The 22,441-nt window shown below is 58.7% G+C and carries 20 protein-coding genes and 3 pseudogenes; 12 read left to right on the top strand and 11 right to left on the bottom strand.

The window, feature by feature from the left end:
• Positions 1-11 precede the first annotated feature (11 nt).
• The 4 genes from J0X03_RS08840 to J0X03_RS08825 all read left to right on the top strand — a co-directional run bounded on the left by J0X03_RS08840 (position 12) and on the right by J0X03_RS08825 (position 4,940).
• Positions 12-1,457, top strand: a complete 1,446-nt coding sequence (locus J0X03_RS08840) for a serine/threonine protein kinase (protein ID WP_160204384.1) — start codon at positions 12-14, stop codon at positions 1,455-1,457.
• 141 nt (positions 1,458-1,598) lie between these two features.
• On the top strand, positions 1,599-3,527 hold the full coding sequence (locus tag J0X03_RS08835; protein WP_122016285.1) for a type VI secretion system Vgr family protein: 1,929 nt from the start codon (positions 1,599-1,601) through the stop codon (positions 3,525-3,527).
• A gap of 132 nt (positions 3,528-3,659) precedes the next feature.
• The gene (locus tag J0X03_RS08830; RefSeq protein ID WP_146035835.1) at positions 3,660-4,184 is read left to right on the top strand and encodes a hypothetical protein; all 525 of its coding nucleotides are present in this window, start codon (positions 3,660-3,662) and stop codon (positions 4,182-4,184) included.
• A gap of 3 nt (positions 4,185-4,187) precedes the next feature.
• On the top strand, positions 4,188-4,940 hold the full coding sequence (locus tag J0X03_RS08825; protein WP_033643567.1) for a hypothetical protein: 753 nt from the start codon (positions 4,188-4,190) through the stop codon (positions 4,938-4,940).
• A 218-nt stretch (positions 4,941-5,158) separates the two neighbouring features.
• Here J0X03_RS08825 and sbmC read toward each other — a convergent pair whose 3' ends face one another.
• Entirely contained in the window at positions 5,159-5,626 is a 468-nt protein-coding gene (gene sbmC, locus J0X03_RS08820; RefSeq protein ID WP_122016284.1) for a DNA gyrase inhibitor SbmC, read from the bottom strand.
• A 22-nt stretch (positions 5,627-5,648) separates the two neighbouring features.
• A complete protein-coding gene (gene kynA / locus J0X03_RS08815) occupies positions 5,649-6,491 on the bottom strand; it encodes a tryptophan 2,3-dioxygenase (RefSeq protein WP_046687354.1) in 843 nt (280 codons plus the stop codon).
• 294 nt (positions 6,492-6,785) lie between these two features.
• Here kynA and J0X03_RS08810 point away from each other — a divergent pair, with 294 nt between their 5' ends.
• From J0X03_RS08810 to J0X03_RS08795, 4 genes are all read left to right on the top strand, one after another.
• Entirely contained in the window at positions 6,786-7,823 is a 1,038-nt protein-coding gene (locus tag J0X03_RS08810) for a LacI family DNA-binding transcriptional regulator (protein WP_033643570.1), read from the top strand.
• Positions 7,824-8,092: 269 nt separating this feature from the next.
• Positions 8,093-9,328: an MFS transporter gene (locus J0X03_RS08805; protein WP_227711505.1), complete on the top strand. Its 1,236-nt coding sequence runs from the start codon at positions 8,093-8,095 to the stop codon at positions 9,326-9,328.
• A gap of 21 nt (positions 9,329-9,349) precedes the next feature.
• Positions 9,350-10,114 carry an SDR family NAD(P)-dependent oxidoreductase gene (locus J0X03_RS08800; protein ID WP_042784898.1) on the top strand — a complete coding sequence of 255 codons (765 nt, stop codon included), beginning with the start codon at positions 9,350-9,352 and terminating at the stop codon, positions 10,112-10,114.
• Positions 10,115-10,160: 46 nt separating this feature from the next.
• Positions 10,161-10,577 (top strand): RbsD/FucU domain-containing protein, encoded by a 417-nt coding sequence (locus tag J0X03_RS08795; protein WP_033643572.1) that lies wholly within the window; start codon positions 10,161-10,163, stop codon positions 10,575-10,577.
• 52 nt (positions 10,578-10,629) lie between these two features.
• On the opposite strand, the gene J0X03_RS24250 is transcribed toward J0X03_RS08795, so the two are convergent.
• Positions 10,630-11,979, bottom strand: a complete 1,350-nt coding sequence (locus tag J0X03_RS24250) for a colicin-like pore-forming protein (protein WP_206975697.1) — start codon at positions 11,977-11,979, stop codon at positions 10,630-10,632.
• 305 nt (positions 11,980-12,284) lie between these two features.
• On the opposite strand from J0X03_RS24250, the gene J0X03_RS08785 reads away from it, so the two are divergent.
• Positions 12,285-13,364: a transketolase-like TK C-terminal-containing protein gene (locus J0X03_RS08785; protein WP_103101021.1), complete on the top strand. Its 1,080-nt coding sequence runs from the start codon at positions 12,285-12,287 to the stop codon at positions 13,362-13,364.
• Here J0X03_RS08785 and J0X03_RS08780 read toward each other — a convergent pair whose 3' ends face one another.
• Entirely contained in the window at positions 13,365-13,802 is a 438-nt protein-coding gene (locus tag J0X03_RS08780) for a MarR family winged helix-turn-helix transcriptional regulator (protein WP_033643576.1), read from the bottom strand.
• A 154-nt stretch (positions 13,803-13,956) separates the two neighbouring features.
• Between J0X03_RS08780 and aceE the strand changes: the two genes are divergently transcribed.
• Positions 13,957-16,632 carry a pyruvate dehydrogenase (acetyl-transferring), homodimeric type gene (gene aceE, locus J0X03_RS08775; RefSeq protein WP_160204385.1) on the top strand — a complete coding sequence of 892 codons (2,676 nt, stop codon included), beginning with the start codon at positions 13,957-13,959 and terminating at the stop codon, positions 16,630-16,632.
• Between the two features lie 27 nt (positions 16,633-16,659).
• Here aceE and umuC read toward each other — a convergent pair whose 3' ends face one another.
• From umuC to J0X03_RS08750, 7 genes and pseudogenes are all read right to left on the bottom strand, one after another.
• A complete protein-coding gene (umuC, locus tag J0X03_RS08770; RefSeq protein ID WP_033643578.1) occupies positions 16,660-17,976 on the bottom strand; it encodes a translesion error-prone DNA polymerase V subunit UmuC in 1,317 nt (438 codons plus the stop codon).
• Positions 17,977-17,978: 2 nt separating this feature from the next.
• Positions 17,979-18,413 (bottom strand): translesion error-prone DNA polymerase V autoproteolytic subunit, encoded by a 435-nt coding sequence (gene umuD / locus J0X03_RS08765; protein ID WP_033643579.1) that lies wholly within the window; start codon positions 18,411-18,413, stop codon positions 17,979-17,981.
• Between the two features lie 188 nt (positions 18,414-18,601).
• Positions 18,602-18,781, bottom strand: a pseudogene (locus J0X03_RS24325) (SOS response-associated peptidase family protein); the annotation flags it as partial.
• A gap of 313 nt (positions 18,782-19,094) precedes the next feature.
• Positions 19,095-19,466: a hypothetical protein gene (locus J0X03_RS08760; protein WP_126502249.1), complete on the bottom strand. Its 372-nt coding sequence runs from the start codon at positions 19,464-19,466 to the stop codon at positions 19,095-19,097.
• 75 nt (positions 19,467-19,541) lie between these two features.
• Positions 19,542-19,754 (bottom strand): annotated as a pseudogene (locus J0X03_RS24170) (resolvase); the annotation flags it as partial.
• Between the two features lie 117 nt (positions 19,755-19,871).
• Positions 19,872-20,117 (bottom strand): hypothetical protein, encoded by a 246-nt coding sequence (locus J0X03_RS08755; RefSeq protein ID WP_103101019.1) that lies wholly within the window; start codon positions 20,115-20,117, stop codon positions 19,872-19,874.
• A gap of 14 nt (positions 20,118-20,131) precedes the next feature.
• Positions 20,132-20,323: pseudogene (locus J0X03_RS08750) on the bottom strand (S24/S26 family peptidase); the annotation flags it as partial.
• 295 nt (positions 20,324-20,618) lie between these two features.
• On the opposite strand from J0X03_RS08750, the gene fdhD reads away from it, so the two are divergent.
• Together fdhD and J0X03_RS08740 are read left to right on the top strand one after the other, a co-directional pair.
• On the top strand, positions 20,619-21,461 hold the full coding sequence (fdhD, locus tag J0X03_RS08745) for a formate dehydrogenase accessory sulfurtransferase FdhD (RefSeq protein ID WP_033650829.1): 843 nt from the start codon (positions 20,619-20,621) through the stop codon (positions 21,459-21,461).
• Between the two features lie 58 nt (positions 21,462-21,519).
• Entirely contained in the window at positions 21,520-22,437 is a 918-nt protein-coding gene (locus J0X03_RS08740; protein WP_033643582.1) for a bestrophin family protein, read from the top strand.
• Positions 22,438-22,441: the final 4 nt, after the last annotated feature.

Here is a 22,441-nt window from a genome sequence, read left to right as displayed (position 1 = left end):
GAGCCATCACTATGTCGGGAACCGGGATAACCAAACCGAATTCGAACAGCCTGCCGAGCGGCTACCGATTCAATGAATTCGAGATCCAGGAAGCGATCGGCGAAGGCGGCTTCGGCATCGTCTACCGCGCCTACGATCACCAACTGGAACGCACCATCGCCATCAAGGAGTACATGCCAACCTCGCTGGCGAAACGCAATGACGATCTCAGCATCGGGCTGCGCGGCGAACGCTTCGGCAAAACTTTCCAGGCCGGACTGAACAGCTTTATTCAGGAGGCGCGTCTGCTGGCGCGCTTCTCGCATCCCGGTCTGCTGCACGTGTTGCGCTTCTGGGAAGAGAACGGCACCGCCTATATGGGCACCCAGTTTTACAGCGGCACCACGCTGAAAAACCTGCAGGCGCAGCAGCCGGAGAAGATCGACGAGGCGTGGATCCGTCGGCTGCTGCCGCCGCTGTTCAGCGCCATCAACACCATCCATCAGGAAGGCTATCTGCACCGCGACATTTCGCTGGATAACATCCAGATCCAGGAGAGCCAGCTGCCGGTGCTGCTGGACTTCGGGTCGGCGCGCAAAGAGATCGGCAACCTGTCGGACGAAACGGAGATCATGCTCAAACCGGGCTTCGCGCCGATCGAGCAGTACACCGAGAACAGCGACGGCGAACAAGGGCCGTGGACCGATATCTACGCGCTCGGCGCCGTGCTGCACACGCTGATCGTCGGTTCGCCGCCGCCGGTCAGCGTGGTGCGCAGCATCGAAGACAGCTACCAGCCGCTGACCGAGCGCCGCCCCGCCGGCTACTCGCCGGAGCTGCTGCGCACCGTCGATCGCGCGCTGGCGCTGAAGCCGGAAGACCGCCCGCAGACCATTGACGAAATGGCCGAGTTGTTGCACCTGCCGATCGCCGATGAAAACGAAATAATCAGCACCCCGGCCGCCGCGCCGGAGAACTTGCTGGTCGCCGCCAACCCGGCCGCCGCTGCGGCCGCAGCCGGCACCGTTACCGCGCGCGGCACCAAATTCTCGCGCCCGATGATGGCCGGCGCCGGCGTCGCCGCGCTGCTGGTGATCGGCGCGATCGCCTGGCTGAGCGGCGGCAAGGACGATGCCCAGGCCGTCGCTCAAAACAGCGAGGCGTCACCGGCGCAGAAAACCCTGACGCAGCAGCCGAGCGCGCCGCAAACCGCGCAGCCTGCGGCGGCGGAACCTGAAAAAGCGGCGCCGCCGGCGCAACCGGTGGCGTTGGTGTACTTCAAACTGCAACCGGGTGAGCAGGTCAGCCTCGACGGCAAGCCGCAGCAGGTGACGCCGGGCGAAAACGGCTTCGCCAGCCTGAACCTGGCGCCGGGCCGCTATCAGCTGGAGATCCGTCACAACGATCGGCTCCGCCGCCAGCAGCTCAGCATCGACACCGCCGGCACCTGGCTGGTCAATCCGGCCACTGCCGGCTAATCCCGTTCTGAAACTCCGCCTCGGCGGGGTTTCCCCTATTTCATGAGACTGACGAGCAACTGCCCCCTCATTGGCCGCGCGGCAAGGCCGCTGCAACGCCGGAGTATGCAGGGCATGACGTCAATCACAGAGGACGTTCTCATGTTGGATCGCATTATTGCGCACACGCCGCTGGGCCAGGAGCAACTGCTGTTTCGCTCGCTGGACGGTATCGAAGCGCTTTCCACTCCTTTCGACTTCTCTATTGAATTGCTGAGCACCGACGCGCGCCTCGATCGCAAAGCGCTGCTCGGCCAACCGCTGACGCTGGAAATTCCGACCCAGGGTTTTCTCAGCGCCCCGCGCTACCTGAACGGCAAGATCACCGCCATCGCCGTCAGCAGCGAAGAGATCGGCGGCACCCGCTACGCGGTGTATAGCCTGCACGTGCAGCCGGATCTGTGGCCGATGACCAAGGATCGCAACTTCCGCATCTTCCAGGAACAGACGGTGCCGCAGATCGTCAAGACCCTGTTGGCGGAGCACAACGTGCAGCTGGAAGATCAGCTGACCGGCGACTATCGCCTGTGGGGCTACTGCGTGCAGTACAACGAAAGCAGCTTCAACTTCATCAGCCGCCTGATGGAGCAGGAGGGCATCTATTACTATTTCAAACACGAAATGGGCAAACACACGCTGGTGCTCGGGGACGCCCCCCACCATCACCAGCCCTATCCCGGCTATGAGATGATCCCCTACCACCTGACGCCGTCGGGCGGCAGCACCAGCGAGGAAGGTATCAGCCAGTGGACGTTGTCCGATCGCGTCACACCGGGCATCTACAGCCTGGACGACTACGATTTCCGCAAACCGAACGCCTGGCTGTTCCAGGCGCGGCAAAACCCGGTCTCGCCGACGCCGGGGCAAATCGACGTTTACGACTGGCCGGGCCGCTATACCGAGCATCAGCAGGGGGAGTTCTACGCCCGCGTGCGCCAGGAAGCCTGGCAGGCCGAGCATCAACAGATCCGAGGCACCGCCACCGCCATGGGCATCGCCCCCGGCAGTACCTTCACGCTGTATAACGCCCCGCATGCCGACGACAATCGCGAATATCTGACGCTGCAGGCCAGCTACCATCTGAAAGAGAATCGCTACGCCAGCGGCGACGATCAGAGCAGCGAACACCGCATCGACTTCATCGTCCTGCCGGCGGACGTGCCCTGGCACCCGCCGCAGCAGGCTACCTGGCCGAAAACCCACGGACCGCAGACCGCCCGGGTGGTCGGCCCGGCCGGCGAATCGATTTGGACCGACAAATACGGCCGCATCAAGGTGAAGTTCCACTGGGATCGCTTCGGGCCGAAAGACGACGGCAGCTCCTGCTGGGTGCGCGTCTCCAGCGCCTGGGCCGGCCAAGGCTACGGCGGCGTGCAGATCCCGCGCGTGAACGACGAAGTGGTGGTGGACTTTATCAACGGCGATCCGGATCGGCCGATCGTCACCGGGCGCGTCTATAACGAAGCCAGCATGCCGCCGTGGGCGCTGCCGGCCGCCGCCACCCAGATGGGCTTTATGAGCCGCACCAAAGACGGCACCGCCGACAACGCCAACGCCCTGCGTTTCGAAGACAAGGCCGGCGCCGAACAGGTGTGGATCCAGGCGGAGCGCAACATGGACACCCAGGTGAAAAACGATGAAAGCCACACCATCGCTAACGATCACACGCATCTGGTGGGCGGTAACCAGATCAAACGGGTGGTGCTCAATCAGGCGACCGGCGTCAAAGGTGAATCCTCCGCGCTGACCGGCAACACGCGCAGCGACGCCGTGGTCAATGCCTTTACCCTCGGCTCCGGCGAATCGCTGCGGCTCGAATGCGGCGAAAGCGTGATCGAACTGCTGGCGGACGGCCAAATCAACATCACCGGCACCAGTTTCAATATCACGGTAAAAGAGGATGGCGCGATCAACACCGGCGGCCAGCTGGATCTCAACCAGCCTGGCGGCGCCGCACGCACCGCCGCACCGGGCGGTGGCCATCAGGCGGCAATCCAGAGCGCCGTCGATCAGCTGTTCCCTAAAGAGTAGGTAATTGGTTCGCCGGGAAAGCCGGTTAATGCCGCCCCTCGGGCGGCGGCAGCGGCGCCAGCATCTATCACGCAAAATGCTCAATCGACAACAAAACCCGGCAGAATTGATAATCGGGTTGTTGAATCGGTCATGGCCTCTGAAGGGAGTGCTGGAGAACAAGGTGGGCGCCGTGAGTTATACGGATTCAGAAAAGGAAATGGCAATGCTTATGACAAAATCCTTGCTGCTCGTAACCAATACGGCCAAGGCAGCGCTGAAGAGTTTGAGGAAGTATCCAAAGCAATGAGCGCATCAGCGAAGTCTGCAGGTGCACTGAACTTTTCTGATCCAGGAAAACAAGGGGCAATAACTTCATTGGCACATATGCGTGGCTCATCTGGCGCACAAGCGATCCTGAACTCCATGGAGTCCGGACGAATAGTTAAGGCTGATACCTTAACGTCGGAGGCAATAGCCAAAATTGAAAGTATGTCGGCGGAAAGCTTTCAGGATAATTTACTTAAAGCTCGGGTAGAATACGATAGAGCAATATATGGAGATACCATCACGACGCAGGGTGGTAAACAGTACAACTGGTGGGCACGTTATGGTAATGGCCTTCAAAAGCGGTATGCCCGGGAAGCAGAAGAATTTTTAAAATTATCAAACGAGTGATTTATGTTCAAAAAAATCTTATTACCTACATTGTTTGCTGCTTCTTTGCTTTGCTCCATTGAATCCACATCAGCGATAGACCTGTTACAATATAACAAAACCAACACAGTAAGCGGGCTGGTCAACGATAAAGCGGTCACTGACAATCTTAAAAGCATACTGGGTCAAGACTATGAAAAGTACATCAACAACTTTGATGTGTTCGGTGAACCTCATTCAACCCCAGGTGGTGGGTTATTTGTTGAAGGGTGGCTAAAAGATCTTTATCTGGAAAATGCCTCTGCTCTGGTCATCAATCCCGATGGGAAAATTTATGCCGCCTGGGTTGTACCTGATTCTGATATCATAAATTACAAATCATCTGATAAAGATTCCCCTATTAATAATGATATTCTGCATTGGGCTGCACGCTTCAAAGACATGCATTTTTCCTCAGACAGCAAAAGAAATAAGGTGAGGACTGAGGAAGAATACTTTGACACACAGTCATTCTCTATCAAGCTCATGACTGTTTGCATCAGTAAAGGAAACTGTAATGATGCTACTTATTATGGAGAGCGTAAAAAAGATGGTGCTGCTGTAACTTTGCAGGGAAAAGTGACACGTGCTGATTGCAATACAGCCCCATGCCCAATAATCAGTTATGAGTTTAAAAATGCATCGACGACCTATATGCTCAGTAAAATTGATAACACACTGACAGTTATAAAGAATGGTAAGATATTAATGAATCAAAAAGGAACTTGGGGGAAATAGCCACCACAACCGCCACCGAGTGATTCCAAGGCACTTGATTCCAAGGCGCTAAAGTGAGACTTGGCCTATCTACCTACACCGTATAGATATCAAACGGCCTATACCTCAGTGCGAGTGACACTCCCTCCTCTTGTCACCGCTCCTAAACCGAACAGGAATGACAATCACAGGCTGAATCTGTACCGCCCATCGATTCAGCCTTCTTTATCATTTCCCCTTCACCACTTCTTCACCGTCTGGTAAATATCGAGGTCAAAATAGCCGTCGGCTTCGCAGTCGTTGAGATAGTGTTCGTAGCTCACCCCCTCAACCGGCTGGTAGCCGCTGGCCGGCAGCAGCTTCTGGTAAAACTCGCCCCATACCCGTTCGAAATCGCCATCGCTGATGCGTACGCGGTAAACCGCGTACTGCCCGGCGGGCAGCGTCTGCACGGTCATACCCGCGCTGCCCGTCGGCAGCGCGAAATCGTCCGCCACGCTCATCACCACGTCGGCGCGCAGCTTTTCCGGCGCCACTTCCGCCGGATCGTCCCAATACAACACCAGCCATTTGCCGAACGGCACGTCGTGACGCTGCCGCCATGCCAGCAGTTGCTGCGAGCCCTGCGGGATGGTCTGCGGATACGGCCCCACCACTCTGACACCCACCACCTTCTCCGCCGCCTTATCGATAATCCTCACGCTCATCGCCCTTCCCCCTCACAGTGTCTCAGGCACCGATTTCGGTACGCACGTCCAGCAGTTCGGGGAAAAAGGTCAGATCCAACGCCTTTTTCAGGAAACTGACGCCGCTGGAACCGCCGGTGCCCGACTTAAAGCCGATGATCCGCTCCACCGTTTTCATATGGCGGAAGCGCCACAGATGGAAACTCTCTTCGATATCCACCAGCTTCTCCGCCATTTCATACGCTTCCCAATAGGTCTGCGGGTTGTCGTAGATCACTTTGAACGCCGGCAGCAGATCCGGGTTGCGCTGATAGGGCTGCGTCCAGTCGCGCTTGAGGCACTCCTGCGGGATCGGCAAACCGTGGCGCGCCAGGTACAGCAAGTATTCGTCGTACAGGCTCGGCGCTTCGAGGATCGCCTTCAGCGCCGCGTGTTTTTCCGCATCGCTGCTGAACACCGCCAGCATGGCGGCGTTCTTGTTGCCGAGCAGAAACTCGATCGAACGGTATTGATGCGACTGGAAGCCCGACGAACTGCCCAACACATCGCGAAACTCGACGTATTCCGACGGCGTCAGCGTTTCCAGCACCGCCCACTGTTCGAACAGCAGCCGCTGGATCTGTTTGACGCGCGCGAGAATTTTGAAACAGTGGCTGAGTTTGTCCTGCTGCACCAGCCGCAGCGCCGCCTGTAGCTCGTGCAGCATCAGCTTCATCCACAGTTCGGAGGTTTGGTGCTGTATCACGAACAGCATTTCGTCATGATGCGCCGGGTTGGAGAGCGGGTGCTGGCAGTCCAGCAGTTGGTCCAGGCACAGGTAGTCGCCATAGCTCATGCGTTTGGAAAAATCGGTGACAATCGCGCTTTCTAATTCCCGTTTGTTCATCTGTGATCTCCGTTGCGCCCAGCGCCCCATCGGCCTGGAACGTGCCGCAAAGAGAAAACAATAGTACAGAACCCGCCGCCCCGAAGTGCGATAAACGAGAGATGCTTCGCAGATCTCACTCATCCGCGTCACCCCATGGCCGCCGCCCTTTGCTGTTTAGTAAACAACCAGCCCTGCGCCTGACGACTCTCACAAATGCGCGATCCCGTGCGGGTTTCGCCCCGGTTGCGGCTTGCCTGCGCCCGCCTTCCCTTATAGATTGCAGGCTAACGGCAGGCAGCAAGGGATCGGCAAATGGCAAATATTCGTGATGTCGCGCGGTTGGCCGGCGTGTCCATCAGCAGCGTGTCGAACCTGCTGAATAATCGCAGCCACCAGATGAGCGCACAGACCCGTCAGCGCATCGAACAGGCGATGGACACCCTGGGCTATCGTCCGGCGCGCACCGCAGTGAACCTCGCGCCACAGGCGAAGATCATCGGCCTGCTGCTGCCGTCGATCGTTAACCCGAGTTTTTCGGCGCTGGCGCACGCCGTCGACAGCGCGGCGCGCGCTCACCGCTACCGCGTCTTGCTCGGCAACGCCTACAGGCAGGAACAGGAGGAAGCCGCGTTTATCGACGATATGTTTCTGCATGGCGTGCGCGGCATCATCGTGGCGGCGAGCGACATCCGCCAGACCCATTTTGTCCGGGCGGCCGAGCGGGGCATGAAGATCGTCAGCTATGACAGCCCGTTCGCCGAGCCGATGGCCGCCGATAGCCGGTTGTTCGACAGCGTGTCGATGGACAATCTCGCCGCCGGGCGTCTGGCCGCGCAGCACCTGCTCGAACGCGGCTGCCGACATATCGTGTTCGCCACCGAAGCGGCGCTGACCGTGGGGCGCAGCCACAAGATCGACGGTTTTCTGAGTGCGCTGGGGCACAACTTGAGCGAACGCCAACGGGTGATCGAAGGCAAAGCCACCAGCGCCTACGGCGACACGGAGATGTTCGAATTGGGGCTGACGCTGGCATCCCGCATCCTCGCGCTGACGCCGCGCCCGGACGGCATCGTGGCGATTAACGATGCGCTGGGCATCGGGCTGATGGTGGGGCTGCGCGCCGCCGGCGTCCAGGTGCCAGCAGAGATTTCGGTGGTCGGCATCGACAATATCGCGCTTGCCGGCCTGGCCGAACCGGGGTTGACGTCGATCGGCCCGCCGCTGGCCGAGATGGCGCAGCTGATGGTCGAACGCCTGATCGGCCGCATCAACAATGATTCACAACCGCCCGGCGAGTTTCTCTTCCCGCCGACGGTCATCAGCCGGCGTTCCGTCAAAACCGCCGGTTAATTCGGTAAAAACGGCTTACCCAGGCGATGCGCAGATAGCATCGTCCGGCTCGCCGCAGCCAAAATCAGAAAAAACAGCGTCGTCGCAATAAATAAACGGCGCGACGCTTTATGCACGCAACGTCGTTATTCAGCATGCCGCTCATGACTTTGGGCCGGGCCGCTATTATTCCGATTAACCACATGGGAAAAACCATGATGAAAAAAACAATGCCAAAGGATATTGAACGCAGTGCCATCAGGAAATTGACGCTGCATATTGTCCCCCTAATGATCTTGTTGTATTTCCTGGCCTTTCTCGACCGCAACAATATGGCCTACGCCGCCAAAGCGTTGGAAGATAATCTGGGATTGACCGCCTCGGCTTTCGGCTTCGCTTCCGGAATTTTCTTTATCGGCTATTTCCTGTTTGAAATACCCAGCAACGCCGGCACCATTAAATTCGGCCCGCGCATCTGGTTCGCCAGAATATTAATTTCCTGGGGCATCTTCGCAACCCTGCTCGGTTTTGTGCGCACGCCGCTGGAGCTGTATATTTGCCGTTTTATGCTGGGCGTGTGCGAAGCCGGTTTCTTTCCCTCGGTGGTGTATTATTTCACGGTCTTCTTCCCGGAAAAATACCGCACCAAAATTCTCGGCATGTTCATCATCGTCCAGCCGCTGTCCAACGCGGTCGGCTCGCCGATTTCCGGCTTTATTCTCAATATTCAGCATGACTGGTTCGGCTTCGCCCCCTGGCAGCTGCTGTTCATCCTCGAAGGGCTGCCGCCGATCGTCATCGGCCTGCTGATCCCCTTCCTGATCAAGAACTCGCCCAAGGACGTCGGTTATCTGAACGTGGAGGAAAAAGCCTGGCTGATGAGCAACGCCGGCCGCTCCAAATCCGGCTCAAAAATCACGCTGGGCGACTTCCTCAAGGGCATTAAAAACAGAAAGTACCTGCTCTACGCGCTGCTCAACTTCGGCATGGTATGCGGCATTTACGGCTTCGGCACCTGGCTGCCGTCGATCATCAGCGCCATTTCCGGCAGCGATATCTTTCGCGTCAGCCTGCTGGCGCTCATTCCCTACGGCCTGGCCGCGCTGCTGGTGTATCCGTGGAGCCTGTGGGCCAGCAAAACCAAAAAGCTCGGCGTGTTCGCCGGCCTCAGCATGGTGCTTGCCGCCATCGGCCTGATGGGGGCGGTGACGTTTTTTAAATACGACCCGCTCGTCGCGCTGTCATTCCTGTGCATTGCCGCCATCGGCATCTACACCGCCGTGCCGCCGTTCTTATCCATGCCCGCCAATATCTCCACCGGCGCGGCCGCGGCCGCCGGGCTGGCGGTAGTGAGCTGCATCGGCAATATCGGCGGTTTCGTCGCCCCCTATGCGGTGGGCGTGCTGAACGATCTGACCGGCAGCAGCGCGCCGGGGCTGTTTTTCCTGGCCTCGTGCCTGCTGGCGACCGGTTTGATCTGCATTTTCTACTGCGCCAAACAGCGTGAAGGCGTCATCAATTCTTAACGAACCAATAAGGAGTCAATCATGGGCGATCTTGCGGGCAAAAAGGTCTTTATCACCGGGGCGGAACAGGGCATCGGCCGCGCCACCGCAGAGCGGCTGATCAAGGCCGGGTGCGACATCTATTTTCACTACCACAGCGACGAAAGCGGCCCCAAGGCGCTGGTGGCGCTGGCTCATTCACTCGGACAAAAGGCCGCCTACGGCTACGCCGATCTCATCGACACCGACGAAACGCTGCGCTGCGTCTCGGCCGGCGCCGAGTTTCTCGGCGGCATCGATATTCTGATCAATAACGTCGGCGGCATCGTCGGGCGCAAATGGCTGGGCGAGATCGATCGCGCCTTCTGGCAAACCGTGATCGACGTAAACATGACCACCATGCTGAACGTGACCCAGAGCGCGCTGCCGCACCTGAAGGCGGCGCCGAACGGCGCCAGCATCATCAATCTGGCCTCGCTGGCCGGCCGCGCCGGCGGGCACGCCGGCTCGCTGGTCTATTCCGCCACCAAGGGCGCGGTGCTCACCTGGACGCGCTCGCTGGCGGCGGAGCTGGGCGAGCACGGCATCCGGGTGAACGCGGTGGCGCCCGGCCTGATCCTCGGCACCCGCTTTCATAATCGCCACACCACCCAGGCATCGGCGGAGGAAACCGTTCGCGCCATCCCGCTGGGCCGCGCAGGCACGCCGGACGACGTGGCCCGCGCCATCGCCTTCCTGGCGGCGGAATACGACGGCTTCATCTCCGGCGCCACTCTCGACATCAACGGCGGCATCTTCCGCATGTAGTTCAGCTGCGGGCGGCACGGCCGCCCCCCTATTCAGGAATCGCTTTATGATCAAATCCGCCATCACTCACCCACCGCTGCTCGCCGCGCTGGCGCAATGCGGGCATAAAACCCAGGTGCTGATCGCCGACGGCAATTACGCCTGCGTGACGCACGCGCCGAAAGACGCCACCGTGGTCTATCTGAACCTGGCGCCCGGCACGCTCGCCGCCCCGCCAATCCTGGAAAAACTGCTGGCCTGCATCAACGTGGAAAGCGCGGCGCTGATGGCCTGCCCGCCGGACTTCACCAACACTATCGAAGCCGAATACCGGCAACTGCTGCCAGAACATTGCCCGATCGAGCACCTGCCGCGCGAGGCGTTTTACGCTGCGGTCAAATCGGATCGGACGCTGCTGGTGATCGCCTCCGGCGAACGGCGCCGCTTCGCCAACCTGCTGTTGACGGTGGCGCCGGTGGTGTGAAAGAGGTAGAGGGTGTGAGGGGTAAAATGAGGGGGCCAGCCCCCTCATGCCGTTACAGGTCAGCGCCCCACTTCTCCAGCTCCCCCGCACGTTCCGCATCGATATAGCTGGTGGCCCAGCCAAACAGGTAAGCAAAGGCGAAAATGCCCACCGTCGACGACACCAGCGTCGGCGCGAAAAACGCAGCGATAGCGGAAAGCGTATATCCTGCGCCGATCGACAACCCGAGCGCTTCGAGCTGGTTGCGGAACGCTTTCCAGTTGCCGGTAGAGAAACCTTCAATCGCGGCGTTTACCAGATCCGCGCCCTTCATCGCCCAGTCCACCCCGGTGAAGACCTTGCCCAATACCCGCGCATTGCGGGCATACTGTTCCGCATCGATCATTTTCAGCCAGGCGACAATCGCCGCTTTGTCCTGCGCCTTGAGCTTTTTGTTCAGGCCCTTCGTCAATTGCTCGTAGGTTTTCTCCGCATCTTGCACGTTGCGGATATATTTTCCTTGAATTCCCGCCTCCAAATCCTTGGCGAGTTTGGCGTATTTCGCGCCGATCTTTTCCGCGATATCTTTATTGATACCTGCGGCCAGGCTGACGCCATCCTTGATGGCTTTTAATTCCGCATTTTGATATTCGACGAATTCCTTAACGATCGTTTTTACCGAGCCGGGTGATTTTACCGGCTTGCCGTTGGCATATTTCACCTCCATGGCATTCAGGTTATCCCCTCTCACCACGGCGATAAACGCGGGCCGGTTCTTATTGGCCTTATAGTAGAGGTTGTAGGTCGCCACTCCGTCTTGCTTTTCCACCTTCAAATGATGAAAACCGTAGTAACTCCCGGTCGTGCGGGTCGTCGAGAATTCACCGGTTTTGCCGTTGCCATGCCAGCCGCTGACGGGCCGATCGCGATGCGAGTCTGTCACGAAACTGCCTAACGAAGAGGCGCCGATCTGCCCGGCATTCAGGCCATTGTTGCCGCCTTTGCCAGGGGGTGAGGGTTTGCGCGCATGGCCGGTTTCGATATCCCCGATCGCCACTGTCCCCCCCTTGGCGTTGACCCCCATCACCAGCCCCCCCAAGCCAATGTGCTTCGCCTGATCGGCCGTCAAACCGGTGGCGGAAAGGCTCAGCGTGCCGGATGGGCTGACGCTTTCAATATGCAATTTCGCATCCGGGTTAATTCTGCGCGCCGCCTTAATCACCGCCTCCAGCTTCATGCGCAGCGCCGGATCGTTTTGGATCGCCGCTATCTGTTGCTGTTCCGGGCTGTTGCCAACGCCGGCGCCGCCGCGATCGCGATCGCCGGAATGGCCTTTATCGCCGCCCCCCGGCTCAGGGCCCGTACCGCGTTCAGAACTCCAGTTAGTCCCATCTCCTTTACCACCATAATTAAATCCAGGCATATGCTTTCATCCTTATTTCGTTTTATTTTTAAGATGCCGATATTCTCGTTTAACGCGGATTGACACGCGCATTATCCCTATCGGCAAACCGTTTTTAGCTGCCCGTCATTTATAAAAAACCGCAGAAATAAGGACAACGGATGGCGGCTGTCTGGTCGGTGAAACAAATAGGATCGCGTCTGCATAACCTGAATATATCGCCGCGGGTCACGCCTGGATGGCTGCGACCTGTTCAGAAGTCATTGGCACACGTCATGAATTGCAATTACAATCATCGCACTTGCAACTTAAAGGAAATGCTCCGCATGTCGCCTCAACGTATAACAATGCCTGCCGCCTCCGCCAGGACCAGAACCCTGGCCGAAGCCTGTATCCGCAAGATGGCCTCCGTCAGCCAGAACGCCGGCGCGTCGCTTCCCTCTTCCACCGCCTGGACGGCGGAAGCCTTGAGCGAACTAAACGCCAGTGGCAACATCTGGCTCATCGACGGCCGAAGGCGCGCCGAACCGCCAAGCTCCCGCTACGCCACCGCCTGGCCGCTCTGGTTTGGCCATCAATCAGAACGTTATGAGAAACCGTTGTTTTACGTCGTCAACACCCCTTCGGTGGACATGCTCCGCGGGCTTGAGCCGGAAACCAATCGCAAGGGGATTTTCATCAGCGATGCGGATACCGGCAGTACCGACTTGCCGAAAGGCGTGCAGGCCTGGTTCCCGCTCCAGCTCACCGCCATGCCGGACTGGCTGCCTTTCGATCCGGCCAATGCCCGGGAAACCGGCGCGATACTCCATCACGCCCTGCACGCGCTCTATCTGGAGGGAACGAGAAAGATGGTGTATCTCGCGACCAACGCAGACAATGATGCCCCCGCTTCCGGTGAGCCGTTTGTCGCAGAGCAGGCGTTCAAGGGGATGTATCGTGTCGCGGCGGCGGCGGACTCGCCGTTGCAGGTTCGCCTGTGCGGCGCAGGCAGAACGCTCGCCCGCGTTCAGCAGGCGGCTGAGGTGTTGAAAAATTGGGGCATCGCGGCCGAAATCTGGAGCTGCCCCAGCTACACGCGGTTGGCGCAGGATGCTGAACTCGCCGACATGCAGCGCCAGGACAGCGGCGGCGAATGCCATCTGAAAACGTGTCTGGGCGCCGGGAATGCCCCCGTCGTCGCCGTTACCGACTACTCGCACCTGATTGCCAACCAGCTCAAGCGGTTCATTCCCGCACGCTTTGCCGCGGTGGGTTCGGATTCTCGCACCCGGGGCGAAATTCACTATCCGCAGGCGGAATGGATTGCGCTATGTGCCCTCAAACTGCTGGCCGACGAGCAGAAAATTCCCTCGACGCTGATCGCCGATGCGCTGCGCGTTCTGCACATCACGCCCGATGCCTGATCACGCTCTGGCCAGCTGCATCGCGTTGTCCAACGCGTCGGAGAAGCGTGCGATCTCTTCTTCGCTGAACTGATTGAGAAAGTGGGTTTTGACCACCGCGCGGTAGATCTCCCACATTTTTTTCCGCAGGGCCTTACCTTCCTCGGTGATGGTGGCGAAGGAGGCCCGACGGTCGTCATCCGAACGGAAACGCGTGACCAGCCGCTCTTTTTCCAGGCGATCCATCAGGCGGGTCAGGTTATAACGCTCAATCACCAACACGTCCGCCAGTTCATGCATGCGGCGCGTGCCGTTTTCCCCGCTTTCCAATCCCCATAACACGTCATACCAGGCGTACGCCGGCAGCCCCGCCTCCGACAATTGCGTTTCTATCTTTTTGATGATTGCCCGGTGCGCGCGCACGAAGGAGAACCACAGGTCGGGTTGTTTATCTGTCATGTCAGTTTTCTCGTCAAAAGCGGTGAGTTGCAATTGCAATTGTAAAGGGATAGAGTGGCTTTCGCCATTATTGCATTTGCAACTCTTGCATATGCAATTCAATAAATTCCTGTATCGCTCAGCGCCTTATCAGGTAAGTACATTTGGAGCTTTTATGAACCAACCCGCGGTAAAAGCAGATTTTGACCCACAAGAGACGGCTGAATGGCTTGAGGCATTTGAAGGCGTCGCCGACATCGACGGCCGTGAACGCGCGCATTTTTTGTTGGAAAGAATGGCCGAAGCCGATCAGCGAAAACACGGCGATTTCTTCAGCATGGTCACCACGCCGTACGTGAATACGATCCCGGTCTATAAGCAGCCGACGTATCCCGGCGATCTGGCCGCGGAAGCGCGCATCAATGCGTTTATTCGCTGGAACGCCATGGCGATGGTGCTGCGCGCCGGCAAACATTCCAACGTCGGCGGACACATCGCCACCTACCAGTCGGCCGCGGTGCTTTACGACGTGGGATTCACGCACTTTTTCCGCGGACGCACCGATGAGTTTGCCGGTGACATGGTGTATATCCAGGGTCACTCCGCCCCCGGCATTTACGGCCGCGCCTATCTCGAAGGCCGCATCGACGAGGAGCTGCTCGACAACTTTCGCCGCGAATCCGCGCGCCGCGGCCTTTCTTCCTATCCGCACCCCAGGCTGATGCCGGATTTCTGGCAATATCCCACCGTTTCGATGGGGCTGGGGCCGCTGACCGCCGCCTATCAGGCACGCTATATGCGCTATCTGGAATACCGCGGGTTGAAACCGCATCAGGGGAGAAAGGTGTGGGCGTTTCTCGGCGACGGCGAGATGGATCAACCGGAATCGCTGGCGGCAATTGCGCTGGGCGGGCGAGAAAAGCTCGATAACCTGATCTTCGTCGTGAACTGCAATCTGCAGCGGCTGGATGGTCCCGTGCGCGGCAACGGCAAGATCATTCAGGAACTGGAAGGCACCTTCAAAGCCGCCGGCTGGCAGGTGATCAAGGTGATCTGGGGCAGTGGCTGGGACAAACTCCTGCAAAAAGATCGCTCCGGGCTGCTGATGCAGCGCATGATGGAGTGCGTCGACGGCGATTACCAGACCTTCAAGTCGCAAAGCGGCGCCTATGTGCGGGAGCATTTCTTCGGCAAGTACCCGGAGTTGCTCGCGCTGGTCGCCGATCTGAGCGACGATGAGATCTGGGCGCTGCACCGCGGCGGCCACGATCCGCAAAAGGTGTACGCCGCCTACCATCAGGCGATGCATACCCCGGGCAGGCCGACGGTGGTATTGGCCAAAACGGTCAAAGGGTTCGGCATGGGAGAAGCCGGTGAAGGGCAGAACATCAACCATCAGCTGAAAAAAATGAGCCAGGATGCGGTGAAAGCCTTCCGCGATCGTTTGGGGTTGACGCTCCCCGATGCGCAGCTGGAAGCGATCCCTTATCTGAAGCCCGAGCCCGACAGCGCGGCGGCGAAGTACATCACCGCGACGCGCACCGCGCTGGGCGGCTACATCCCCGCCCGCTTCGGCCAATCCGCCCCGCTGGCGATACCGGCGTTATCGCGCTTCGACAGTCTCCTTAAGGGCAGCGGCGAGCGCAACATGTCAACCACCATGGCCTTCGTCAATATCCTCGGCGCGCTGCTCAAAGACCCCAACATCGGCAAACTGATCGTGCCCATCGTGCCGGACGAGTCGCGCACGTTCGGCATGGAAGGCCTGTTCCGCCAGATTGGCATCCATTCCTGGCTCGGCCAGCTGTATACCCCGCAGGATGCCGGGCAGCTCAGCTACTATAAAGAGGCCAAAGACGGCCAGATTTTGCAGGAAGGCATCAACGAATCCGGCGCGATATCGACCTGGATCGCCGCCGGCACCGCCTACAGCAACCACGATGTCGCGACGATCCCGTTCTATATCTTCTACTCCATGTTCGGGCTGCAGCGGGTGGGCGATCTCGCCTGGGCGGCGGCCGACGCGCGCACCAAGGGTTTCCTGCTCGGCGCCACCTCCGGCAGAACCACCCTGATGGGCGAAGGCTTGCAGCATGACGACGGCCACAGCCACGTGCTGTCTTCCGTGATCCCCAGCTGCGTCTCCTACGATCCGACCTATGCCTATGAACTCGCAGTGATCGTTCAGAGCGGCATGCGCAGGATGTTCGTTGAGCAAGAGGATATTTACTACTACATCACCTTGCTCAATGAGGGATACCCGCAGCCGCCGATGCCGGCGGGCGTAGAGGACGGGATTATCCAGGGGGCGTATTTGCTCAAACAGAGCGCAGCGACAACCCAAGAGAGCCCGCGCGCTCAGCTGGTCGCCAGCGGCGCCATCATGCGCGAGGCGCTGGCGGCGGCGGAGCTGTTGGCCGTCGACTTTGGCGTCGCCAGCGATATCTGGAGCGCCACCAGCCTGAGCGAGCTGCGCCGCAACGGCATGGCGGCCGAACGCTGGAACCTGCTGCATCCGGAAGATCCGCCGAAAGTCCCTTATATACAAAGCCTGCTGGCGGCGCATCCCGGCCCGGTGGTGGTAGCGACGGACTATATGAAGATCGTCGGCGATCAGATCAAACCGTTCTTGCCCGACCGCACCTTTATCGCCTTGGGCACCGACGGCTTTGGCCGCTCGGACACCCGCGAGGCGCTGCGTGAGTTCTTCGAGGTCAACCGCCATTTCATCGCGCTCGCCGCGTTGAAACTGCTGGCAGACGAAGGCCGTATCGCCCGCAGCGAGGTCAACCGCGCCATGGCGCTGTACGGCATCGCCCCCAATAAGCCGGATCCGGCGGCGGCGAAGTAACGCATAGCCTACCCACGCCGCCGGTTATCACCCGCGGCGTTTTTCTTCCTTCGATTCGGCAGCGCGCGGCGCCCGCTCCCCCAGCCGCACCACGGGAATGTCCGCCAGCCGGGTGGTGTAAGCCGGCGACAGCATGTCGCGCTTCATTTGCCACGGCTTGACGATCCCCTGCCCGGCGAACCACACGCGCCCGCGCCCTTCCTGATTCAAGCGATCGAGGGTCGCCATCAGGCGCTCGCTATTACGGCGCGGCGGGCAGTCGTCGAACAGGTCGATCTGTGCCATGGCGGCGGCGCTGAAATCCCCCAGCATCACGCCGCCCTTCAGATAACGCCGCCCCTCCTGCCAAATGCTCTCCAGCGCGCGCACCGCCATGGCGATGATGTCGCGGCTGTCGTTGCTCGGCGTTTGCAGCCGGGCGGTGCCCATATTGCTGTAATAGCCTTCGCCCGCCGAATGCGGGCTGGTTTTGATAAACACCGACACGTTGCGGCAATAGCGCTTTTCCTGTCGCAGCTTTTCGGCGGCGCGTTCGGCATAGCTGCAGATCGCCTCGCGCATGTGCGGGTAGTGCGTCAACCGCTGGCCGAACGAGCGGGAACAGATGATCTGCTCTTTCGCCGCCGCCTCATCTTCCCATTGCAGGCATGACTCGCCGCGCAGCTCACGTATCGTGCGCTCCAGCACCACGCTGAAGGTTTTACGCGCCAGCCGGGTATCGCAGTCCGCCAGCTGCAGCGCGGTGTGAATGCCCATCGCCTGCAGCTGGCGCGTCAGGCGGCGGCCCACGCCCCACACTTCTTCCACCGGAAGCAACGCCAGCAGTTTGCGCTGGCGCGCCGGATCGGATAAATCCACCACGCCGCCGGTGCCGCGCCATTTCTTGGCCGCGAAGTTGGCCAGCTTGGCCAGCGTTTTGCTCGGCGCAATGCCAACCCCGACCGTCAAATGCAGCTCGCGCCGGATGCGATCGCGCACCCGCTGGCCGAACGGTTCCAGCGCTTCGCAGCGCGCCACGCCGTCCAGCCGCAGAAAGGCTTCGTCCAGTGAATAGATCTCCACCGCCGGCGCCATCTCCTCCAGCGTGTCCATCACCCGGCGGGACATATCGGCGTACAGCGCGTAGTTGGAGGAGAACACCGCGACGTTGCGACGGCGCATCTCCTCTTTGATCTTGAAATAAGGCGCGCCCATCGGCACGCCCAGCGCCTTCGCCTCGGCGCTGCGGGCGATCACGCAGCCGTCGTTGTTGGACAACACAATCACCGGCCGCCCCCGCAGGTCGGGCCGGAAAATGGTCTCGCAGGAAGCGTAGAAGCTGTTGACGTCTACCAGGGCGAACATGGCTACAGCGCCGCGTAGACGATAAAGGTCACCACGCCGAAAATCTCCAGCTGCGCTTCGTCGTCGAACACGATGGGCGCGTAGGCGGGATTCATCGGCAACAGCCGCACGTCGGGGTGGCACTGCAGCTTTTTGACGGTGAATTCACCGTCCACCGCAGCGATCACGATATTGCCATGCTCCGGCGTCAGGGCGCTGTCGACAATCAGCAGATCGCCGTCCCGAATGTTGCCGTCGATCATCGATTCGCCGCTGGCGCGCACGAAATAGGTGGCGTTGGGGTGCCGCACCAGCAGCTTGCCGATGTCCAGCCGGCCTTCGACATAGTCCTGCGCCGGGGAAGGAAAGCCGCAGGCCACGCGATCGGCAAACAGCGGTAACGTTAGGGGTTCACCTGGTGAAAAAGCATACAACCTTGAATTGCTCAGCATAATCATAACCAAACTGTATATTTATACAGTTAAGCATAAACAAAACGCGAACGCGTGCAACCCCCAATCCCCCTGCGGATCGCGCTTTCCCGCGTAATATAATAATTTTCTGAGCGATTTTTCCTGCAGCTTTTGGCGTTCTTCACGTGTGTTTGCACACATGATATCCACCAAAACTGTGGATAATGCGGCACTCAGACCGTTGGCGTATCGATGGGCAGGATGAGTGAGGGATTGTCATTGCGAACGGCGCCGACGGCGGGCGATACCGGTTGCCAGACGAAATCCTCTGCCTGCAGGCTGTACACGTCAGCCTGCATTTGACCAGAGGGCGGGACTAAGCGGGTGTCGAGCCAGTCGCGCGCGGCCGTCGGTCTCTGCTGCGTACAGCGCCGCAAAGAACAGCGGCAGGCCTTGCCTCAGCAAGAGCCCACGGGAGGAACGGCGGACGGCCTTACAAAATGACGCCAATAAAATTGCGACTGGCAATGGCATCAATGGGACGGCCAGAGACGAAAGTCAGTACGTTATGCCAGGAGCTTGGGATAACCCGACAAACGCTGTACCGCCACATTTCCCCTGATGGTCCACTGCGAGCTGACGGTATAAAGCTGCTCAACCGGGGATAATTTTAGCGGACGGAAAAATCTGGGGTTCCGGCGTAGAACCCCGAATAAGGAATAATCCTTAATTCATTTCAGGATTATTAATTCCATCTAAAACCTCTCGGCAATATTCTTTTTTATAGGCTTCATCATTACTTAATGACTTAACCAAAAAATCAGCATTTTTCCAACCATTATCCCAATGCGTATCGAATCCTGACTGTTCATACTTTAATGTTCTAGTTAATGAGTCTTTTATTTGTTTTTTATATTTATCAATTTTCTCATTGGTTGCCCCACAAACATCATGTGCAACACGAGCATTTGAGCCAGAAAAACCTATTGCTGAAATTGCCATCGCTTCATTTGATTTGTCGAAATCATTCGCATATGCCACAGCATTAGATAAAGCGAATATGACAAGAGCAGGTATGATTTTTTTGTATGAAATCATCTTTCACCTCTAACTCATTGATTGTTCATGGGGTCAGTTTGGATATCGAAAATTATTGTACATTAAGGCTGCTTTTTAATCAGTCTCAACTTCTTTATAGAAGGCCTGAATGCGACAAACTTGGGAAGTACTGTAGCCTGTCGCGTCTGCTGTTTCTCGGATGCTCAGTTTCTTAATCTGTCGGTAGTACAGGACTTTCTGATGTCGTTCCTGATCTGCCTGCTTTCCCCGGTATCTACCCAACGTATGCGCCCGTTCAATTCCCGGCTTTTGCCGTTGGCGGCGACTTGATCGTTCCGTCCGCGCGCCACAGCAGCAGGCAGGGGGCGAGCAGGTTCGGCCAGCACAATCAGCATCCGTCGCTACAGCGGCGACGGCCGGCGGACGTTAACCGTTGCCACGATGTCACTCCTCTCTCTTATAGATGAGGACATACAGGCGCAGCCGGTCGGCATCAACACGTTCATCCATTATTGTGCCCGGATAGCCCTGCAGCGCCAGACCGTACCAGAAACTCAGAATGACAGAAGCCTTACCCAACTCTAGGGTGTAACCCATCCCGCCCTGGTTCAGATTGCATTTTTTAATCGCATCTTCTGCTTCCCGGATCCACTGCGCATAGCTGAGTGAAAAATTCAGTGCCTGATCCATCCTGCTCGCTCCATCTCACCGCTGGCGCGCACGAAGTAGGTGGCGTTGGGGTGCCGCACCAGCAGTTTGCCGATATCCAGCCGGCTCTCGACATAGTCCTGCGCCGGGGAGGGAAAACCGCAGGCCACGCGATCGGCAAACAGCGGTAACGTTAGGGGCTCACCTGGTGAAAAAGCATACAACCTTAAAGTACTCAGCATAATCATAATCAAACTGTATATTTATACAGTAAGACATAAACAAAACGCGAACGCGTGCAACCCCCTATCCCCCTGCAGATCGCGCTTTGCCGCGTAATATAATAATTTTCTGAGCGATTTTTTTTTACGCCTGCTAACGGTTTCACGCTGCCTTGCACACACGTTATCCACTAAAACTGTGGATAACCTGCAGGGCGTGATTCCCTACGCGAGCGGGATCAGAATCCTGTATAATCCCCACACCTGCTCAATAAGCATTCATCCCCGTCGGCGCCTCGTCACCGACGGTCACGAGAACGTTATGAACAAGCACCTACTCCTCGCAGAAACCGACGACATCGAACAGGCCTGCCTGTCTCGCCATGCGGTCTGGCAGCGCACCGATCTGGCTCAGGCGCAGCAGGATTGGCTGGCGGAAGAAGTGCCGGTCGCACTGGTGTACAACGGCATTTCCCACGTGGTGATGATGGCGACGCCAAAAGATCTGGCGGCCTTCGCCATCGGTTTTTCGCTGTCCGAAGGCATCATCACCTCTCCCGACGATATCTACGACATCCGTCAACAACCGGCCTGCAACGGCATTGAAGTGCATGTAGAGCTCTCGAGCCGCCGCTTTATGCAGCTGAAAGAGAAGCGCCGCAGCCTGGCCGGCCGCACCGGCTGCGGCGTCTGCGGGGTCGAGCAGCTGCAGGAGGTTGCTCAGCCCATCGCACCGCTGCCCTTCACCCAACGTTTCGATTTGGCCCAACTCGACCGGGCGTTGGCTCAACTGCAGGAAGTGCAAACGGTGGGAAAACTGACCGGCTGCACCCATGCGGCGGCCTGGATCCAGCCGGACGGCGCACTCAGCGGCGGATGTGAAGACGTCGGCCGCCATGTGGCGCTCGACAAACTGCTGGGTTACCGCAGCCAACAGGCCTGGTCGCAAGGGGCGGCGCTGGTCTCGAGCCGCGCAAGCTATGAAATGGTGCAAAAGTCCGCCATGTGCGGCGTCGAGATCCTGTTCGCCGTCTCCGCCGCCACCCGTCTGGCGGTGGAAGTGGCCGAGCGCAGCAACCTGACGCTGGTGGGCTTCAGCAAACCGGGGCGCGCCACCGTCTATACGCACCCGCAACGGCTCTGGCAATCGACAACGGCGGCATAGCGCCGCCGGATAAGAATCGACTATTCTCAATAGCAGGACACCAGGAAGCACCCACGTTATGATAATTCGCCCGCACCAGAACTGGTTTTTTCGCCTGTTCGCCTGGCACGGTTCCGTGCTGTCAAAAATTACCTTTCGCCTGTCGCTGAACGTGCTGATGTCGATAGTGGCGGTGATCAGCTACCAATGGTACGAACAGCTCGGCGTGCATTTGACCATCGCGCCGTTCAGCCTGTTGGGCATCGCCATCGCCATTTTTCTCGGCTTTCGCAATAACGCCGGCTACAGCCGCTTTGTCGAAGCGCGCAACCTGTGGGGCTCGCTGCTGATTACCGAACGCACCCTGCTGCGCCAGATCAAAAGCCTGCTGCCGGACGAACCGGCGGTGCAGCAAAAGGTCGCCAAGCTGCTGATCGCTTTTAGCTGGAGCCTGAAGCATCAGCTGCGCGGCACCGACCCCACCGCCGATCTGTACCACAATCTCACCGGCAACGAGCTGGCCGAGGTGATCGCCAGCCCGATGCCGACCAACCGCATCCTGCTGATGCTGGGCCAGGAAATCGGCAAATTGCGCCGTCAGGGCCTGCTGAGCGACATCACCTTCGGGCTGATCGACGATAAGCTGAGCGAACTGTCTCACACCCTCGGCGGCTGCGAACGGCTCGCCAGCACCCCGGTGCCGTTCGCCTATACCCTGATCCTGCAGCGCACCGTTTACCTGTTCTGCAGCCTGTTGCCTTTTGCCCTGGTGACCGATCTGCATTACATGACACCGTTTGTTTCGGTGTTCATTTCCTATACCTTCTTATCCTGGGACTCACTGGCCGAAGAGCTGGAGGATCCGTTCGGCGTGTCGGCCAACCATCTGCCGTTAAACGCCATTTGCAACACCATCGAGCGCAACCTGCTGGAAATGAACGACCAAAGCCCGCTGCCACCGCCGATGAAACCCGACGAGCACTTTAATTTGATCTGATCTA

This window comes from Serratia ureilytica (genome assembly GCF_017309605.1).
Lineage (GTDB): Bacteria > Pseudomonadota > Gammaproteobacteria > Enterobacterales > Enterobacteriaceae > Serratia > Serratia ureilytica.
The sequence above is the reverse complement of the archived record's forward strand: the minus strand, read 5'-3'. Positions and strand labels throughout refer to the sequence as shown.

What these genes read in the sequence shown, in the direction of transcription:
- J0X03_RS08840 (WP_160204384.1), top strand. Translation starts at nt 12, where the DNA reads ATGTCGGGAACCGGGATAACCAAACCGAATTCGAACAGCCTGCCGAGC.
- J0X03_RS08835 (WP_122016285.1), top strand. Translation starts at nt 1,599, where the DNA reads ATGTTGGATCGCATTATTGCGCACACGCCGCTGGGCCAGGAGCAACTG.
- J0X03_RS08830 (WP_146035835.1), top strand. Translation starts at nt 3,660, where the DNA reads ATGGCCTCTGAAGGGAGTGCTGGAGAACAAGGTGGGCGCCGTGAGTTA.
- J0X03_RS08825 (WP_033643567.1), top strand. Translation starts at nt 4,188, where the DNA reads ATGTTCAAAAAAATCTTATTACCTACATTGTTTGCTGCTTCTTTGCTT.
- sbmC (WP_122016284.1), bottom strand. Translation starts at nt 5,626, where the DNA reads ATGAGCGTGAGGATTATCGATAAGGCGGCGGAGAAGGTGGTGGGTGTC.
- kynA (WP_046687354.1), bottom strand. Translation starts at nt 6,491, where the DNA reads ATGAACAAACGGGAATTAGAAAGCGCGATTGTCACCGATTTTTCCAAA.
- J0X03_RS08810 (WP_033643570.1), top strand. Translation starts at nt 6,786, where the DNA reads ATGGCAAATATTCGTGATGTCGCGCGGTTGGCCGGCGTGTCCATCAGC.
- J0X03_RS08805 (WP_227711505.1), top strand. Translation starts at nt 8,093, where the DNA reads ATGATCTTGTTGTATTTCCTGGCCTTTCTCGACCGCAACAATATGGCC.
- J0X03_RS08800 (WP_042784898.1), top strand. Translation starts at nt 9,350, where the DNA reads ATGGGCGATCTTGCGGGCAAAAAGGTCTTTATCACCGGGGCGGAACAG.
- J0X03_RS08795 (WP_033643572.1), top strand. Translation starts at nt 10,161, where the DNA reads ATGATCAAATCCGCCATCACTCACCCACCGCTGCTCGCCGCGCTGGCG.
- J0X03_RS24250 (WP_206975697.1), bottom strand. Translation starts at nt 11,979, where the DNA reads ATGCCTGGATTTAATTATGGTGGTAAAGGAGATGGGACTAACTGGAGT.
- J0X03_RS08785 (WP_103101021.1), top strand. Translation starts at nt 12,285, where the DNA reads ATGTCGCCTCAACGTATAACAATGCCTGCCGCCTCCGCCAGGACCAGA.
- J0X03_RS08780 (WP_033643576.1), bottom strand. Translation starts at nt 13,802, where the DNA reads ATGACAGATAAACAACCCGACCTGTGGTTCTCCTTCGTGCGCGCGCAC.
- aceE (WP_160204385.1), top strand. Translation starts at nt 13,957, where the DNA reads ATGAACCAACCCGCGGTAAAAGCAGATTTTGACCCACAAGAGACGGCT.
- umuC (WP_033643578.1), bottom strand. Translation starts at nt 17,976, where the DNA reads ATGTTCGCCCTGGTAGACGTCAACAGCTTCTACGCTTCCTGCGAGACC.
- umuD (WP_033643579.1), bottom strand. Translation starts at nt 18,413, where the DNA reads ATGATTATGCTGAGCAATTCAAGGTTGTATGCTTTTTCACCAGGTGAA.
- J0X03_RS08760 (WP_126502249.1), bottom strand. Translation starts at nt 19,466, where the DNA reads ATGATTTCATACAAAAAAATCATACCTGCTCTTGTCATATTCGCTTTA.
- J0X03_RS08755 (WP_103101019.1), bottom strand. Translation starts at nt 20,117, where the DNA reads ATGGATCAGGCACTGAATTTTTCACTCAGCTATGCGCAGTGGATCCGG.
- fdhD (WP_033650829.1), top strand. Translation starts at nt 20,619, where the DNA reads ATGAACAAGCACCTACTCCTCGCAGAAACCGACGACATCGAACAGGCC.
- J0X03_RS08740 (WP_033643582.1), top strand. Translation starts at nt 21,520, where the DNA reads ATGATAATTCGCCCGCACCAGAACTGGTTTTTTCGCCTGTTCGCCTGG.